We start from the raw sequence: 16,732 nt of genomic DNA, 5'->3' as shown, positions 1-16,732 counted from the left end.
CGCCCCCCGCATGAACATGATCCAGGCGATCAACTCCGCCATGGACGTGATGATGGAACGCGACGACCAGGTCGTCGTGATGGGCGAGGATGTCGGCTATTTCGGCGGCGTGTTCCGCGCGACCGCCGGGCTCCAGGCGAAGTACGGCAAGACCCGCGCGTTCGATACGCCGATCACCGAGATCGGCATCATCGGCGTGGCGATCGGTATGGGTGCCTATGGCCTGCGCCCCGTGCCCGAGATCCAGTTCGCCGATTACATCTACCCGGCGCTCGACCAGCTGGTCTCCGAGGCGGCGCGGCTGCGCTACCGCTCGAACGGCGACTTCACCGCGCCGATCACCGTGCGCTCGCCCTATGGCGGCGGCATCTTCGGCGGGCAGACGCACAGCCAGTCGCCCGAGGGCATCTTCACCCATGTTTCGGGCATCAAGACGGTGATCCCGTCGACCCCCTATGACGCCAAGGGCCTGCTGATCGCCGCGATCGAGGACAACGACCCCGTCCTCTTCCTCGAGCCGAAGCGCATCTATAACGGCCCGTTCGACGGCCATTATGATCGCCCGGCCAAGAACTGGACCGCACATCCCGCGAGCGAAGTTCCGACAGGCTATTACCGCGTCGAACTCGGCAAGGCGGCAACGGTTCGCGAGGGCGAGGCGGTGACGATCCTCTGCTATGGCACGATGGTCCATGTCGTCGCCGCGACGATTGAGGAACTGGGCGTCGATGCCGAGATCCTCGACCTGCGCACGCTGGTGCCGCTCGACATCGAAGCGATCGAGGCCTCGGTGAAGAAGACCGGCCGCTGCATGATCGTCCATGAGGCGACGCGCACCTCCGGCTTCGGCGCCGAGCTCTCCGCGCTGGTGCAGGAGCGCTGCTTCTACCATCTCGAAGCGCCGATCGCCCGCGTCACCGGTTTCGACACGCCCTATCCCCACAGCCTCGAATGGGCCTATTTCCCGGGTCCCGTGCGGATCCGCGAGGCGCTCAACAAACTCCTCAAGGACTGACGCCCATGGCTCGTTTTACCTTTCGTCTGCCGGACATCGGCGAAGGCATTGCCGAGGCCGAGATCGTCGCTTGGCACGTGCGTGTCGGCGACCGCGTCGAGGAAGACCAGCAGGTCGCCGACATGATGACCGACAAGGCCACGGTGGAGATGGAATCGCCCGTCTCCGGCGTGGTGGTCGAACTCGCCGGCGAGGTGGGCGACCAGGTGCCGATCGGCTCGGCGCTGATGGTGATCGAGGTTGAGGGCGAGGCGGAGACGCTGGCCGAGGCAGAGACTACCGTCGAGGAGCAGGTCGAGGCCGAGAATCCGGGCGTCGAGGAAGCGATCCTCCCCGACACGGGGAGGGGGATGAGCGGGTCGCCTCGTGCCCCGCACGAGGCTAAGATTGCTGGGAGCAATCTTAGCCGCGCATCCGGCGAAGCCGGTGGTGGAGGGGGAGCGTCGCTGGGCGACCCCGCTGAAACTGCGCCCGCATCCCCCGCTGAGGCCCCCCTCCACCATCAGCCTGCGGCTGATGGTCCCCATCCCCGTGCCGGGGAGGATCATAAGGTCCTCGCCTCCCCCGCGGTGCGCGCCCGCGCGGCGGACCTCGGCATCGACCTAGCGAGCGTGAAGCCCGCCGAAGGCGACCGCATTCGCCATGCCGATCTCGACGCCTTCCTCCGCTACGGCAGCGCGCAGGGCTATCACGCCCCCCACGCAAGCCGCGCCCGCGAGGACCAGCCGGTGAAAGTGATCGGCATGCGCCGCCGCATCGCCGAGAACATGGCCGCGTCGAAGCGCGCCATCCCCCACTTCACCTATGTCGACGAGATCGACGTCACCGCGCTGGAGGCGATGCGCGCCGACCTCAACGCCAACCGCGGCCAGCGCCCCAAGCTGACCATGCTGCCGTTCCTGATCGTCGCCTTGTGCCGCACGCTGCCCGACTTCCCGATGCTCAACGCCCGCTATGACGACGAGGCGGGGGTGGTCACCCGCCATGGCCGCGTCCATCTCGGCATGGCGACGCAGACCGATGCCGGGCTGATGGTGCCGGTCATCCGCGACGCGCAGGACAAGAATGTCTGGCAGCTGGCGAGCGAGATCACCCGCCTTGCCGAGGCCGCGCGCACCGGCAAGGCGACCTCGCAGGAGCTGAGCGGCTCCACCCTCACCGTCACCTCGCTCGGGCCGCTCGGCGGCATCGCGACGACGCCGGTGATCAACCGGCCGGAAGTGGCGATCATCGGCCCGAACAAGATCGTCGAGCGCCCTATCTTCCACGGCGAAGACATCGTCCGCGCCAAGCTGATGAACCTCTCGATCAGCTGCGACCACCGCGTCGTCGACGGCTGGGACGCGGCGAGCTTCGTTCAGGCGGTGAAGAAGCTGCTTGAGACCCCTGTGCTGCTGTTCGCCGATTGAGGCGTGCACCGCAGTTCATCTGCGCCAAAGCCTTGGAATAGTCGAACGGCATGAGCCCCTGATAGGCTGAGCTCATGCCGTTCGACTTGATTCAGTCCATCAGCTTGGCAGGTGCCGCCGACACCCCCAATGACGACCGCGCGGGCTCGGCGACCGCGCACGCCTGGGTGATCGACGGGGCCACCGATCTCGGGCCGCCGGGGCTGGTCGGGAGGCAGGGCGGCGCGGCCTGGCTGGCGGGCCAAGCGCATGCCGCGTTCATGGCGGTTGCCGATGCGCCGCTGGCGGCGATGTGCGGCGCGGTCGCCGAGGTGCTTGCAAATGATTATGCTTCGGCGCGAACCCGCGATCCGTACGGACGGTGGGAATTGCCGATCGCCGCTTTTCTCGCCGTGCGGCTCGATGGCGATGCGCTCGAATGCGGCTGGCTGGGCGATTGCGTCGGGCTGCTGCGGGGCGATAGCGGCGTCACGCGAATTGGCCCGTTGCCTGCCGATCGCGATGCCGAAGCGGCGCACGCCGCAAGCCTTGCCGAGTACGGGCTGGGCGCGGTCAAACAAGCGGAGGCCCCCATCATCGACAGCCTGCGCGCCGCGCGCGATCGGCCTGGCCGATCCGTGCTTGGCGTCGAGCCGGCGACGTTGACTCGGCTGGAGACGGCGCGGATCAATTGTACGCCGGGCGATGATCTGCTGCTGATGACCGACGGTTTCGCCGCGCTGATCGACAGCTATGCCGCGCTCGACGCGACGTCGTTGATGGCCGCCCTGATCCAGGACGGGCTGCCGGCGCTCGCCATCGCCCTGCGCGCGATCGAAGCGACCGATTCGGCCTGCACCCGCTATCCGCGTTTCAAGCGATCGGACGACGCGACTGCGATCTGGCTTCGCGTCGCCGCCTGATCGCCGCGATCCCGTTCACGCTTGCTTTGCACCGCGATACGGCTAACCGCGGCGCGATGTCAGAAAGCCAGCAATCCGGTCGCGCCGGCCTTCTTCTCGGTATCAGCGCCTATGCGATGTGGGGCGTGCTGCCGCTGTATCTGCATATGCTTCAGCGGGTGCCGGCCTTGCAGGTGCTTGCCCATCGTGTGCTCTGGTCGCTGTTGCTGCTGGTGGTGACCGTCGCGGCGATGCGGCGGATCGGGCCGATCTTGCGGGCGGCGCGCGGCCGAACGCTGTTGCTGCTGGCGGGAAGCGCGACGCTGATCGCGATCAACTGGGCGGTCTATATCTGGGCGGTGCAGCACAACCACGTGCTGGACGCCAGCCTGGGCTATTTCATCAATCCGCTGGTCAATGTCGCACTTGGCATGGCGGTGCTCGGTGAGCGGCTGCGGCGGCTGCAGGGGGTTGCAGTCGCGCTGGCGGCGCTTGGCGTGCTGCTGCTCGCCTCGAATGGCGCCGAGGCATTGTGGATTCCGTTGGCGCTCGCATTCAGCTTCGGCGGCTATGGCCTGCTTCGCAAGGTCGTCGCGATCGATGCGCTGGGCGGGCTGACGGTCGAGACGCTGCTGCTTGCGCCCGCCAGTCTCGCGCTGCTGATTCATGCGGGGCAAACCGGCAACGGTGCGTTCGGCAGCTCGGCTCACATCGATCTGCTGCTGATACTGGCCGGGGCGGTGACGGCGACGCCGTTGCTGTTGTTCGCGGCGGCGGCCCGCCGGCTGCCCTATGCGACGATGGGCCTGCTCCAATATATCGCACCCACGCTGCAGTTTCTGGAGGCGGTGCTGCTGTTCGGTGAGCCGGTGCGGCTCGTGCACGTCGCGACCTTCGTGCTCATCTGGAGCGGTTGCGCGCTCTATGCCTGGGACAGCATACGCGCCTATCGGCTGGCGCGAGGGGCGGCGCGCGGCACGAGCCGCTGACCGCCGCCCTCCGGTCGCCTCAGGAGAGCGCGATGTCCGGCGCGTCCTCGGCCTTCATGCCGATCACGTTATAGCCGGCGTCGACATGGTGCGTCTCGCCGGTCACGCCGGCCGACAGGTCCGAAAGCAGATACAGGCCGGCACCGCCGACATCCTCGATCGTCACGTTACGACGAAGCGGCGAATTCAGCTCGTTCCACTTCATGATGTAGCGGAAATCGCCGATGCCGCTTGCAGCGAGCGTCTTGATCGGCCCGGCCGAGATCGCATTGACGCGAATCTTCTCCGGCCCCAGGTCCATCGCGAGATATTTGACCGAGGTTTCCAGCGCGGACTTGGCGACGCCCATCACGTTATAGTGCGGTACGACCTTCTCGGCGCCATAATAGCTGAGCGTCAGCAGGCTGCCGCCCTCGGGCATCAGTTCGCGCGCGCGCTTGGCGACGGCGGTGAAGCTGTAGACCGAGATGTTCATCGTCATCAGGAAATTGTCGAGCGACGTATCGTAATAGGCGCCGCGCAGCTCGTTCTTGTCTGAAAAGCCGATCGCGTGAACGACGAAATCGATCGTCGGCCAGCGCGACTTCAGCGTATCGAACGTCGTGTCCAGCGCCGCCATCTCAGAAACGTCGCATTCGATGAGAAAATCGGAACCCAGCTGCTCGGCCAGCGGCTTTACCCGCTTGAGTAGTGCGTCGCCCTGATAGGTGAACGCGAGTTCCGCGCCCTGCGCACGCAGTTGCTGCGCGATGCCCCAGGCGAGCGAGCGATCATTGGCCAGGCCCATAATGAGCCCGCGTTTGCCTTGCATCAATCCGGTCACGTACCCTGAACCTCCTGTCCTTCGGGCCCCTCTAGACCGTTCTCACCCACTTCCGCCAGAGCCGCGTTGAGTTCGGCCCCCAGCACGACGCCGAGCCCGACCAGGAAGAAGAAGATCAGCGCCACCATCACGCCCGCGAGGCTGCCATAGGTGGCACCATAGCCGCCGAACAGCGCCAGCACCCAGGGCAGCAACGCGGTGACGCTGAGCCACCATGATGCGGTCAACGCCGCGCCCGGCCACTTGGGACAGGAGGCGCGACGATAGCGCCCGGGCGTAAGCGAATAAAAGAGGATGTAGAGTGCGCCGAACAGTGCCAGCCCCGGAACCACGCGCCCGGCCGCGGCGAAGCGCTGCGCCTCGGTCGCCCAGGGCAGGACGCGGTAGAGGAACTGCTCGACCGCGACCAGCACCACCTGGAGGCTGAACGCGAGCATCACCAGCAGCACCGCCACGACGATCAGCCCGATCGCGCCGAGCCGATACTTCCAGAAGGGCGTATTGGAGGGAACGCCATAAGCTTGGCGGACGATGGCCCGAATTGTTTCGATGAAGCCCGCGGTGGTCCAGAGGCCGACGATCGCGCCGAACCACAACAGACCGCCGGTGCGGGCATTGAGCACGTCGATAACCGGCTGCCGCAGCAGTTCGGCGACGTCGGGCGGCACCGTCTGCAGAAACACCTCGAGCGTATGAATGCCCGTGCCGGTGCGGCCCAACAGGCTGGCGAGCGCGGTCGCGACGATGAAGAAGGGAAACAGCGTGACGAGCGACAGATAGGCGAGGTTGCCCGCATAGGTGAAGCCATCGTTGAACGTGCCCACCGCAACCCGCTTCACGATTTCAAACGTTCGGGCCGAAATGCCCATCTCTTCAAGGCGCCGGGGAAACTTGCCGGCAAGCCCCAGCCGCCGCGCCTCGGGCGACTGGGGAGAGATGGGTTGCGTGGGGCGTTCTGACACCCCGTTCAGACGCCCATTCGGCCCCTGGGGTTCCCCTTGTTCTGCCATCCCTTGGCAAATTCGACGAGCGCATCGTCATCGACCGGCAGATCGACCATCAGCGTCACGAACAGGTCGCCGCGCCCGGCGCCCTTCTTGTGAAAACCGCGGCCCTTGAGCCGCAGGACGCGGCCCGATGTCGATCCCTTCGGCACCGTCAGCATCACCGCACCATCCGGGGTCGGCACGCGAACCTGCGCGCCCAGCACTGCCTCTGCCAGCGTGATCGGCAGGTCGAGGCGGATGTCGTCGCCGTCGCGGACATAGAAGCGATGCGGCTGGATCTCGATCGTGACGATCGCGTCGCCCGCGCCGCCGGGGCCTTCCTCGCCCTTGCCGGCCAGCCGCATCTGGGTGCCTTCCTCGACGCCGGCCGGCAACTTCAGGTCGATGGTCTTGCCGTCGCGCAGCGTGATGCGCTGCGTCGCGAGCCGGGCGGCATCCTCGAACGAGACGGCAAGGCGATAGGCGATATTGGCGCCCTTCGGCTGGGGCCGGCGCCCGAAACCGCCAAAGCCGCCGCTGAAGCCGCCACGCCTGCCGCCGGCCGCGCCGCCGCCGAACAGGCCTTCGAAGATGTCGCCGAGGTCGGCGCTGTCGCCGCCGAAATCGAACTGGCCGCCGCCGGGCCGGAAGCTGCCCGCGCCGCCACCGCCCGCGCCGCCAAAGCCGAAAGGTGCGGTCGGATTGCCGTCGCCGTCGATCTCGCCGCGATCGAACCGCGCGCGCTTGTCCTTGTCGGTCAGCAGGTCATAGGCCTGGGTAACCTGGCTGAAACGTTCGGATGCCTTGGGATTGTCCTTGTTGCGATCGGGGTGCAGCTCCTTGGCGAGCTTGCGATAGGCCTTTTTGATATCCGCTTCGCTGGCGCCGCGCGCCACCCCAAGCGTTGCGTATGGATCCGCCACCTAGTTCCCCAATGCGTTCAATGCCGATCGCCTGCCCCGTACATGACAGGCGTTAAAGCCCAAACATCGGCGTGCGGAGCGTTTCCTGCAAGGGGCGCGCTTCATTCGTGCGCGGTCTCGCACGCCTCGCGGTGCAACGTGTAACGGGCGAAGATCTTGTCCTTTCCGGCCGGATCGCGCGCGGTGATTTGCCAGGCGAGCCGATCGTCGTGCAACTGCCAGCGATTGACGAAGGCGGCGTCGGGATAGGGATAGGTGATCTCGAAGCCGTCCGGCGTCGGCGCGCCCTGGCCGGTGGATGTATAGGCGCCGCCGAAGCTGTCCGCCCAGAAGCCGGTCAGTCCGCCCTTGCCATCCCCCCCGAACAGCAGATGCGCGGCATAGCGATCCGCTTGATCGGCGGCTGCGACGCTTTCCGTGTCCACCGCCAGCATTGCGCCTGCCGCGACCGGCCGTGCGGCGAGCACCAGCGTCACCGCTTTGCCCTTCACATCGCCTTCACCCCGCCAGCAGCCGGTGAGCGCAGCCAGCGCGGGCGGCATCCGTGCCGCCTCCTGCGCCGATGCGGCGCCCGGCAACAGCATCGGCAATGCCAGCGCGAGGCTCCATCCGTTCGTCATGATTCGCCGTCCCTCAAATCGGAACCACGACTAGGCAATTCCCGGCCTATAGCAATGCGCGGGCGCCGCGCAGATCGGTGACGAAATCGCGATAGGCCAGTGCAGCTGCATCGGCATCGGGCAGGCGGAGCAGATAGCTGGGATGTACCGTCACCCAGCCGGCGCCGCCGTCGGCAAGCGCAAGCGCCCGGCCGCGCAACGCCGAGATCGTCGCGGCCTTTCCCGTGATCTGCCGGGCGGCCGTTGCGCCCAGCGCGACGATCAGTTTCGGGCGGACCAGCGCCAGTTCCTGCTCATACCACCAGCGGCAGGCGCTGATCTCGCCCGCATCGGGCCTGGCATGGATGCGCCGCTTGCCGCGCGGCTCGAACTTGAAGTGCTTGACCGCGTTGGTCAGGTAGACGCTGGCGCGATCGATGCCCGCATCGGCCAGCGCGCGATCGAGCATCTGCCCCGCGGGACCCACGAACGGGCGGCCCGCCTGATCCTCCTGATCGCCCGGCTGTTCGCCGACCAGCATCATCGGCGCGTCGAGCGGGCCTTCACCGAACACCGTTTGCCTCGCAGGTCGATAGAGCGGGCAGCGCGTGCAGCTCGCCGCCTCGTCGCGGAGCGCCGCCCAGGCGCCCGCCATGTTGCCGCCGGCGCTCTGTCGTGCCGTCTCCACCATCGCCGTCTCCCGCGCCCGGGCACCCGCCACGAGTTCCTTCACCAACGCGGTCTCGGGCATGTTTTTCCAGTATTTGCGCGGCATTTCCTTGAGCATCGCACCGGTCTTGAGGCGGGCGGGGTTGAAGATCGACGCATAATAGGTCTTCCAAACCGCCTCGACCGGATCGTCGGCGGGCGCGTCGTTTCGCGTCGCGGCGGGCCCTTCGCCAAGCCTGTGGCCGTCCCAGTGGATCGACAGTTCGGGCGTCAGGATCGACCATCGCATGTTGGTGAAACGCTCGACGAAGAAGCGGGCGTTGGCGCGGACAATGTGATGCTCGGGTTCGAACCAGGCGACGAAGCGGGTGCCGCTCTCGTCCGTCAGTTCGCGAAAGCGGACAAAGGCTCGCATCTTGTGAATGTCGCGCCGCACCGCCTTAGCCATGAGCACCAGTCGGCGGACGAGTGGATCGGCGCGATCCTCGATCCGGTGCGGATCGGTGGCGAGGAGCGTGTAGAGCAGGGCGAAGCGCTGCGGATCGGCATGGAGAATGACCGTCCGGGCGAGGTCGACGAACGCCCGCGGTACGCGAATGTCCGCGCCTTCTGCACCGTCCGAAGCGGGCGCGGTAGGGGCGGCGAACAGATCGCCCGCCGCATTCCCCACGCGCCACACCACCGCTTCCGGCGCGACGCGCGCGCGGGCCAGCATCCGTGCGGCGTCACGCCAGCCGTCGAAATCATCTTCGGCGGAAAGCGTGATCGCCTGCAAGGGTCAGTCGCGGTCGTCGCCCGGCGCGTTCGCCTCGGCGCGCTCGCGCTCCTTCGGCTTGCGCTGCTCGAACAGCTTGCCCAGCCGCTCCTCGGTCTCCGCCGACAGTTCCTTTTCTGCCGCCGGGAACATCTCTTCCTCTTCCTCGTCGATATGGTGGAGATAGCGGTCGCGCATCGTCCTGAATTTGCTGAGCCAGGCCGAGGACGCCATGTCGATGTCCATCAGCTCGCCGAGGAGATCGTCGACTTCCTTGTGCTCGGAAACCGAATGGCGTGCGTCATCGCGCAGGTCGGGCCGGGCGAGCATCGTCGCGTACAGCGTTTCTTCCTCCGCCGCCGCATGCGACTGAAGCTCGAGGCGCAGTTTCTCGAACAGGTCGCGGCGATCGGCGCTGTCGCCCGACGTGCCGTCGATTTGCTCGATCAGTTTACGCTGGCGGTCATGATCCTCGATAAGGTCGCGGAAGATGCGCGGCTGCTTTGCCATGTCGATTACTCCTTGGTTCGGAGGCTCAACCGGCGATCGCGCCCGAGGTTTCTCGCGCGAGTCGTTCGCAGCATCGCGTCACGCGGCGAACAATTCGAGCTGTTCCCGTCGCGGCTTGACCCAGGCCGAGAGATCGGCGCGATCGGCCAGTCGAATCGGGCGCCAGTCCGCCGTGACGATGAAGGGACGAAGCTTCGCCAGCGACACGGTCAGGCGCCCGATATCGGCGAGGTGAAGGCGCCGCAGCCGGCGTGCGGCAAGGATCGAGGCGACGGCCTTGGTGCCAAGGCCGGGCACGCGCAGCAACGCTTCTCGCGGTGCGCGATTGACGTCGACCGGAAAGCGATCACGAAAGCGCAGGGCCCAGGCGAGCTTGGGATCCATATCGAGCGGCAGCATGCCGGTGGCCGGGTCCACCGCCTGTGCGACCTCGTCCGGGCGATACCCGTAAAAGCGCATCAGCCAATCGGACTGATAGAGGCGGTGCTCGCGCATCAGCGGCGGCCGCTGGAGCGGCAGCACCGCGCTGGCATCGGGAATCGGGCTGAACGCCGAATAATAGACGCGGCGCAAGCCAAAGCGGCCATACAGGCCGGCGGCGCGGCCGATGATGTCTCCGTCGGTTGCCGCATCGGCGCCGACGATCATCTGGGTCGATTGACCCGCGGGCGCGAATTTCGGCGCCGAACGATATCGCTTGCGGGCATCGGCGCCATCCTCGATCGCGCTGCGCATCCCCAGCATCGCCCCCTCGATTCGGGGCGCGGACTTTTCGGGCGCAAGCCGCTTGAGCCCGGCAACCGTCGGCAGCTCGACATTGATCGAGACGCGATCGGCATGCAGCCCGGCCTGGTGGATCAGCGCCGGATCGGCGTCCGGGATTGTCTTCAGGTGAATATAGCCGCGGAAATCATGGTCCTCGCGCAGGCTGCGCGCCACCTCGACCAGTTGCTCCATCGTATAATCGGACGAGCGGATGATGCCCGAGGAAAGGAACAGCCCCTCGATATAATTGCGGCGGTAGAAATTGAGCGTCAGTTCGACCACCTCGGCCGGCGTGAAGCGGGCGCGGCGAACGTTCGAGCTTTTGCGGCTGATGCAGTAGTGACAGTCGAAGATGCAGCTGTTGGTCAGCAGGATCTTGAGCAGGCTGATGCAGCGCCCGTCCGGCGCATAGGCGTGGCAGATGCCCATGCCGGTGGTCGAGCCCAGCCCCTTGCCGTCCTTCGACGTCCGCCGGGTGGTTCCGGAAGACGCGCACGACGCATCATATTTCGCCGCGTCGGCGAGGATCGCCAGCTTTGCCCGTGTATCGAGTTGCGCCATTTGTTCTTTCTATGTTCTCTTCTCTTCGCTGTCCAGATGGACGCGTGGCGATCGGCGCTGTAGCAGCGGTCGTCGGAGGGTTTTGGCATGATTCAGCGGATCGATGCGCGGGCGTGGGCGCTCGCGCTCGGCATGGCGCTCACCTGCGCGCTCGGGTGGCTGTTCAAGGCGCAGTGCAATGCGCATGGCTGGGTAAACGCGGTCCAATATACCAGCGGTTGCTACAGCGACGCGGTGCCGTTCTGGATGCAGCGCCATGTCGATCAGGGGCTGATTCCCTATTTCCAGACGCCGATGGAATATCCGGTGCTCACCGGGCTACAAATCTGGATCGAGGGTGCGATCACGCATGGGGTGTTCGGCGCATCCGCCAATGCGGCGACGTTCCTGACCACGGTTACGCTGGTCAATGCGGCGCTGGCCGGGCTGATCCTGTGGATGTTCTGGCGGGCGGGTCTCGATCGGGCGCGGCTGTGGCTATGGGCGGCCGCGCCGCCGCTGATCCTCTATCTCGGCCATAACTGGGATCTGGGTGCCGCCACGCTGGCAGTGGCAGCGATGCTGGCGGCGCGCCGCCAGCGGCTGGTGGTCGCCGCTGCGCTGGCGGCATTGGGCGCGGCGGCCAAGCTGTTTCCGGTACTGCTGCTGCCGCTGATCGGTCTTGCCGCGCTATTCGCGCCCGATCGGAGCTGGCGTGACCGCATCGCCGCTGCCGCCACCTGTACACTGGTGGCGATCGGCGCTTGGGCGGTGGTAAACCTCCCGGTCGCGCTTGCGGCACCGGAGAACTGGTCCGAATTCTACCGTTTCTCGCAGGCGCGATCGGGCACTGCCGGGTCGGTGTGGGAAATCCTGTCGACGCAGCAGATCTGGTCGACGACGATCGAGCAGCGCAATCTTTATGCCGCGCTCGCCTTTATCGCCGGGGCAGCGGCAATCGTCGGGGCGGGGTGGCGGCGCCACGGGGATCACCTATGGGTGCTGTTCACGCCGGTGCTCGCGTGGTTCATGCTCACGAACAAGGTCTATTCGCCGCAATTCGATCTGTGGCTCTATCCGATGCTGGTGCTCACCGCGCCGCGACGTTGGCCGATCGGCTTGTTCGTCGCGGGGGATATCGCCGCCTATTTCGCTGAATTCTGGTGGTTTGCAGGCTCCGAACATGCCTGGCCCTATGCGACGTCGCAGGACATCATGCTGGCGGCCGCGCTGCGTGCCACCGCGATGATCTGGCTGATCGTCGATGCCGTGCGCCTGCCCGCGCCCGCCTGGATCGGGGCGGGGGGTGCGGATGCGCGCCCTGGCGGCGCGCCGCGGCCCGCCTGATCAGGGCAGCGGCAGGTCGGTCTCGGCCTTTTTCTGCGCGCGTCGTTCGGCGCGCGCCTTCGTCGCCTGGCGGACGAAACAGCCGGTCGCGCTTGCCGCGCCGACCGTCGTGCAACTGCCCGCGCCGAAATCGCCGGTGGTCAGCGCATCCTGCGACCGTACGGCCCAGCTCTCGGTCTTTTGCGGCGCACCGGGCTGATCGCGAAGCGTCTTCGGAATGCGGAACCGTTCGGCCTCGTCGAGGCGCTGGCAGACGACGATTTCCTCACCATTTTTGTTGGTGGGGCATTTGTCGTCGCCATAGATGATGAGAACGCCGTTCTGCGCGGCGTTCTGTGCATGCGCCTCGGCCGGCGCCAGCAGCAGCGGCGCCGCCGTGGCCGCCATCGTCAGCACGATCCTCTTCAGCACCGTCATTCTCCTCATGCCGCCCGCGCTTGTGCCACGCGGCGGGTTAACCACGGCTTTCACAGCCGCTTCGAAAGCGCGATCGCAGCACGGCAGCCCGCGCGGATCAAGCCCGAGAGCAGCGGATAGGCCGGCACGCTCTCCGCGCCCGAGGCGATCGCAGCGTCGAGATGTTCGACCTCCTCGTCGCGAAACTGGGCCACGGCGCCGCGCAGTTCGGGATCGTCGCCGCCGAGCTGATCGAGCTGCTGACGGTAATGACGGTCGATCTCCGTCTCGACCGCCGCAGTGCAGGCCATCGCCACCGTCGGCCCCAGCGCCGCGGTGCCCGCTCCCAGCGCAAAGCCGGCGACGTTCCAGAAGGGCTGGAGCAAGGTGGGGCGCACACCCCGCCGCACGATCATCGCGTCGAAGAATCGGCGATGATGCTCTTCCTGATTGGCCATGCCGTTGATCGCGCGCGCCATCGGGTGGCGATCGCCCATCACCGCCAGCTGCCCGGCATAGATGCGCGTCGCGCCATATTCGCCGGCCTGATCGACGCGCACCATCGTCTTCGTGTCCTCGCGGCGGTCGCCCGGTTTCCAGCCCATGTTCACGCCTTTCGTGTCGAGAGGACGAAGATCGATGCCGCGCCGGCAAGCGAGAAGATCGCATTGAATCCCGCCAGGCTGATGCCGAGCAGCTGCCATTGCGGCACATCACAGCGGACAAGAGGCCGGCGCAGCGCTTCGGTCAACATCTCCATCGGGGAGCCGTGCGTCGGTGCGGCGGTGCAGGCGGTGATTCCCTGCCACCAATGATATTCGACGCCGGCATGAAACACGCCGATCGCGCCGCTGACCGCGATCAGCGCGCCTGCGAACAACACCAGCATCGTCGTCGCCGGCCGCACGCGGACGACGAACGACAGAAGCGCGACGACGATCGCGGCAAGATGCGGCCAGCGTTGCCAGACGCACATCTCGCACGGCACCAGGCCGCCGACGAACTGCGAGGCCAGCGCGCCGCCGAGCAACGCCACGGGAAGCAGCAGCGCGATCCAGCGCGCGATCGAGGGAGAAGCCATCCGCATGACGCTTACCGGCTCTTGGCCATTGCCGTCGCCGGCCCGAGCCGCGCGATCGTCTTCACCGCATAGTTCAACTGGAAGTCCTCGATGCCCTGCTTCTTCAGTTCTTCGGCGGTGGCCGCGAAGCGGGGATCGGTGTTGGTATCCTGTTCGAGCACACCGTCGTCGACCTTTTCCTGGTTGACCAGATGGCGGAGCAAATCGGCCTCGCGCACCACCGGCCGTGAGCGGAAGTCCGGATCGGAGAGCTGCGGCACCAGAATGTCCGGTTTGATCCCGCCTTCCTGCACCGAATGCCCGGAGGGCGTGTAGTAGCGCGCGGTCGTCAGCCGCAGCGCCGCGCGCTGGCCCATCGGCAGGATCGTCTGGACCGAGCCCTTGCCGAAGCTGCGCACCCCCAGAACGAGCGCGCGGTGATGATCCTGCAGTGCCCCGGCCACGATCTCGGACGCCGATGCGGTGCCCGAATCGACCAGCACGATCACCGGCAGGCCCTTGGCGAGATCGCCCGGGAACATGCTCTCGGCATAATAGCGCTCGATGTCGGTCTTCTCGCGGCCGCGCTGCGAGACGATTTCGCCATGATCGAGGAACACGTCGGAGACGGCGATCGCCTCGGTCAGCAGTCCGCCGCCATTCTCGCGAAGGTCGACGACATAGCCGAGCGGCTTGTGGCCGAGCTTCTTTTCGATCGCTTGGATCGCCAGCGCGGTATCGCCGCCGGTATGCGCGGTGAAGGTGTTGATGTTGATGATGCCGACATCGTCCTTCACCTCCCATTTCACCGGCTTCTGGGTGATGATCTCGCGGACAAGGGTGAACTGGAGCGGTTTGTCGGCGCCGGGGCGGACGACGGTGAGCGACAGCTTGGTGCCCGGCTCACCGCGCATCTGCTGGATCGCATCGTCCAGGCTACCGCCGACGATGAACTTGCCGTCGAGATGCGTGATGAAGTCGCCGGACTTGATCCCCGCCTTCGCCGCCGGGCCGTCCTCGATCGGGGAAATCACCTTCACCGCGCCGTCGACCTGGGTCACGGTGAGGCCGAGGCCGCCATAATTGCCCTGCGTCTGGATCTGCAGATTGTCGAAATCGAGCCCGTCGGCGTAGCTGGAATGCGGATCGAGCGCGGCGAGCATCCCTTGGATCGCGCCCTTGACCAGCGTCTTGTCGTCGACCTTGTCGACGTAATTCGCCTTCACCTGGTTGTAGACTTCCATGAAGGTATCGAGTTCGCGGTAACTGCTGGTGTCGATCTCCGCCATCGCGCCGGATGTGATCGGGACAAGCGCAAGCGCGCCGACGGCGGCGGTAACCTGGAGAAACGAACGCAGCATCAAAAGACTTTCCAGAGAGGCGACCTTGCTGATCTAGGTGACGATAACGGCTTTTGCATCACGTGTCAGTCGAGCAATTGCGTCAGGTCCATCGGGCGACCTCGGCGCCGGAGTTCCACCGTGACCTGCGGTGCCGGCGTGCGCGCGGCGGTACCGATCGGCGCCCCCGCGACGACGCGATCGCCGAGCCGGACGGAGAGTGCCGCAAGCCCGGACACCAGGCTGGTCCAGCCGTCGCCATGATCGACGATCACCACGCCGCCATAGTCGCCGAACCGGCCGGCATAGGCGATCACGCCATCGGCAGGGGCAGCCACGCGGGCGCCGGGCGCACAGGCCAGCGTGATGCCGCGCGCACGCACACCAGCGTCCGAAAGCGTCCCAAAGCCGGTGATCACGCGGCCGGCGACCGGCAGGCGATAGGCGCCCGGCATCGGCGCAGCCCCACGGCCGTCCGCGCTTCCCGGCCGGGGCAGCGGCCCCAACAACGCGCGCAGCGTCGCCTCGGTCTGGGCGGCGTCCTGCTCACGAGTCATCTGCGCGGCGATGGCGCGGACCGTTTCGCCAAGGGCGAGCGCGCGATCCGATTCGTCGATCGCGGTCCGCTGAAGCGTCGACGCGCGCAGCCGGTGTTCGGCCTGAAGCTCGAGCGCGGCGAGCCGCTGGCGTTCGAGCCTCGCCTGGGCTTCGCGCAGGCTCGCAAGCGCTCCTGCGGTCGCGTTGCGAAGGCTGCGTACGCGATCGAGATCGGCACGGGCATCGGCGCTGCGCGCCTCGACCGCCGGCCGGATCGTCGCGAGCATCGCCCGCACATGCACCATGTCGCGCATCGATCCGGGCTGGGCGATTGCCAGCAATGCCGGGCGGCGCGCCATCGCCTGAAGCGCGGCCACCAGCCGCAGCACCGGGCTCTGGCGCTCGAACAGCGCGCGGCGTTGCCGATCGAGCATCGCGTCGAGCATTGCGATATGCGCGTTGGCGGCGGCGATATCGGCTTCGGTCGCTGCGATCGTGGCGGCGGCCGCGGATTCCTCTGCAACGGCCCTGGCCGCTTCGTCGCGTTCGCGCGCGGCGGCCTGCGTCATCGCCTTCGAGCGGGCCTGGGCGGCGCGCGCGCGCGCGGCGGCATCGATCAGGGCGCGCCGCTGGTCGGGGAGGGTGTCGCCGGCGGGGGTGCCGCTGGCCGCCCCGGCACCGATCGCCGCGAGGCCCGCGAGGAGGATCAGGCCCCGGCGCAGCGCCACCGCTCAACCCTCGCGGTGATAGGGGTGGTTGGCAAGGATCGATGCCGCGCGCCACAATTGTTCGGCAAGCATCGCGCGGGCAAGCAAATGCGGCCAAGTCGCCCGACCGAAGGAAAGCAGCATGTCGGCCCCGGCGCGCTGGGCATCGTCGAACCCATCGGCTGCGCCGATCAGGAAGCGCGTTTCGCGCACCCCGTCGTCGCGCCAGGCGCCGATGCGTTCGGCCAGGACGCGCGAGGGAAGCACCTCGCCCGTTTCGTCGAGCATCACGATCCGGGTGGCGCCGGCGACCGCGGGCATCTTGCCGCCGGTATCGGGAAGCTCGGTCACCCGCACGGGCCAGCTCAGCCGCTTGAGATAGCGGTCGACCAGCTCGGCTTCGGGGCTGCGCCCGATGCGCCCGCGCGCGATGATGTGGAGAAGCATGTCAGTTCGCCTGCCGTCTGCCGGCAGCCGGCCGG

The 16,732-nt window shown here is 67.0% G+C and carries 18 protein-coding genes; 5 read left to right on the top strand and 13 right to left on the bottom strand.

Annotated features, from left to right (window positions below):
- Positions 1-10: 10 nt before the first annotated feature.
- From ACX40Y_RS02820 to rarD, 4 genes are all read left to right on the top strand, one after another.
- Positions 11-1,015, top strand: coding sequence for an alpha-ketoacid dehydrogenase subunit beta (locus ACX40Y_RS02820; RefSeq protein WP_459118389.1), 1,005 nt, complete (start codon positions 11-13; stop codon positions 1,013-1,015).
- 5 nt (positions 1,016-1,020) lie between these two features.
- Entirely contained in the window at positions 1,021-2,424 is a 1,404-nt protein-coding gene (locus ACX40Y_RS02815; protein WP_459118011.1) for a dihydrolipoamide acetyltransferase family protein, read from the top strand.
- Positions 2,425-2,510: 86 nt separating this feature from the next.
- Positions 2,511-3,326 (top strand): hypothetical protein, encoded by an 816-nt coding sequence (locus ACX40Y_RS02810; RefSeq protein WP_459118010.1) that lies wholly within the window; start codon positions 2,511-2,513, stop codon positions 3,324-3,326.
- Positions 3,327-3,382: 56 nt separating this feature from the next.
- The gene (gene rarD / locus ACX40Y_RS02805; RefSeq protein WP_459118009.1) at positions 3,383-4,294 is read left to right on the top strand and encodes an EamA family transporter RarD; all 912 of its coding nucleotides are present in this window, start codon (positions 3,383-3,385) and stop codon (positions 4,292-4,294) included.
- A gap of 19 nt (positions 4,295-4,313) precedes the next feature.
- Here the strand turns inward: rarD and fabI are convergent, their stop codons facing one another.
- The 7 genes from fabI to ACX40Y_RS02770 all read right to left on the bottom strand — a co-directional run bounded on the left by fabI (position 4,314) and on the right by ACX40Y_RS02770 (position 10,884).
- Positions 4,314-5,117, bottom strand: a complete 804-nt coding sequence (gene fabI, locus ACX40Y_RS02800; protein ID WP_459118008.1) for an enoyl-ACP reductase FabI — start codon at positions 5,115-5,117, stop codon at positions 4,314-4,316.
- Positions 5,114-6,127: a YihY/virulence factor BrkB family protein gene (locus ACX40Y_RS02795; protein ID WP_459118007.1), complete on the bottom strand. Its 1,014-nt coding sequence runs from the start codon at positions 6,125-6,127 to the stop codon at positions 5,114-5,116. The genes fabI and ACX40Y_RS02795 overlap by 4 nt, the downstream gene beginning before the upstream one ends.
- On the bottom strand, positions 6,085-7,026 hold the full coding sequence (locus ACX40Y_RS02790) for a DnaJ C-terminal domain-containing protein (protein ID WP_459118006.1): 942 nt from the start codon (positions 7,024-7,026) through the stop codon (positions 6,085-6,087). Before ACX40Y_RS02790 ends, ACX40Y_RS02795 begins: the two co-directional genes overlap by 43 nt.
- Before the next feature lie 101 nt (positions 7,027-7,127).
- The gene (locus ACX40Y_RS02785; protein WP_459118005.1) at positions 7,128-7,646 is read right to left on the bottom strand and encodes a hypothetical protein; all 519 of its coding nucleotides are present in this window, start codon (positions 7,644-7,646) and stop codon (positions 7,128-7,130) included.
- 46 nt (positions 7,647-7,692) lie between these two features.
- Positions 7,693-9,069 carry a UdgX family uracil-DNA binding protein gene (locus ACX40Y_RS02780; protein WP_459118004.1) on the bottom strand — a complete coding sequence of 459 codons (1,377 nt, stop codon included), beginning with the start codon at positions 9,067-9,069 and terminating at the stop codon, positions 7,693-7,695.
- 3 nt (positions 9,070-9,072) lie between these two features.
- Entirely contained in the window at positions 9,073-9,558 is a 486-nt protein-coding gene (locus ACX40Y_RS02775) for a hemerythrin domain-containing protein (protein ID WP_459118003.1), read from the bottom strand.
- Between the two features lie 78 nt (positions 9,559-9,636).
- Positions 9,637-10,884 carry a putative DNA modification/repair radical SAM protein gene (locus ACX40Y_RS02770; protein WP_459118002.1) on the bottom strand — a complete coding sequence of 416 codons (1,248 nt, stop codon included), beginning with the start codon at positions 10,882-10,884 and terminating at the stop codon, positions 9,637-9,639.
- 87 nt (positions 10,885-10,971) lie between these two features.
- Between ACX40Y_RS02770 and ACX40Y_RS02765 the strand changes: the two genes are divergently transcribed.
- A complete protein-coding gene (locus ACX40Y_RS02765; protein ID WP_459118001.1) occupies positions 10,972-12,210 on the top strand; it encodes a glycosyltransferase 87 family protein in 1,239 nt (412 codons plus the stop codon).
- Here the strand turns inward: ACX40Y_RS02765 and ACX40Y_RS02760 are convergent, their stop codons facing one another.
- From ACX40Y_RS02760 to ACX40Y_RS02735, 6 genes are all read right to left on the bottom strand, one after another.
- Positions 12,211-12,621, bottom strand: a complete 411-nt coding sequence (locus ACX40Y_RS02760; RefSeq protein WP_459118000.1) for a hypothetical protein — start codon at positions 12,619-12,621, stop codon at positions 12,211-12,213.
- 56 nt (positions 12,622-12,677) lie between these two features.
- On the bottom strand, positions 12,678-13,211 hold the full coding sequence (locus tag ACX40Y_RS02755) for a demethoxyubiquinone hydroxylase family protein (protein WP_459117999.1): 534 nt from the start codon (positions 13,209-13,211) through the stop codon (positions 12,678-12,680).
- A 2-nt stretch (positions 13,212-13,213) separates the two neighbouring features.
- Positions 13,214-13,687, bottom strand: coding sequence for a disulfide bond formation protein B (locus tag ACX40Y_RS02750; RefSeq protein ID WP_459117998.1), 474 nt, complete (start codon positions 13,685-13,687; stop codon positions 13,214-13,216).
- Between the two features lie 11 nt (positions 13,688-13,698).
- Entirely contained in the window at positions 13,699-15,027 is a 1,329-nt protein-coding gene (locus tag ACX40Y_RS02745; protein ID WP_459117997.1) for a S41 family peptidase, read from the bottom strand.
- Positions 15,028-15,092: 65 nt separating this feature from the next.
- On the bottom strand, positions 15,093-16,271 hold the full coding sequence (locus tag ACX40Y_RS02740; RefSeq protein WP_459117996.1) for a murein hydrolase activator EnvC family protein: 1,179 nt from the start codon (positions 16,269-16,271) through the stop codon (positions 15,093-15,095).
- Between the two features lie 3 nt (positions 16,272-16,274).
- Positions 16,275-16,697: a 23S rRNA (pseudouridine(1915)-N(3))-methyltransferase RlmH gene (locus tag ACX40Y_RS02735; protein WP_459117995.1), complete on the bottom strand. Its 423-nt coding sequence runs from the start codon at positions 16,695-16,697 to the stop codon at positions 16,275-16,277.
- Positions 16,698-16,732 lie beyond the last annotated feature (35 nt).

It is taken from the genome of Sphingomonas sp. RS6, from assembly GCF_054489705.1.
The sequence above is the reverse complement of the archived record's forward strand: the minus strand, read 5'-3'. Positions and strand labels throughout refer to the sequence as shown.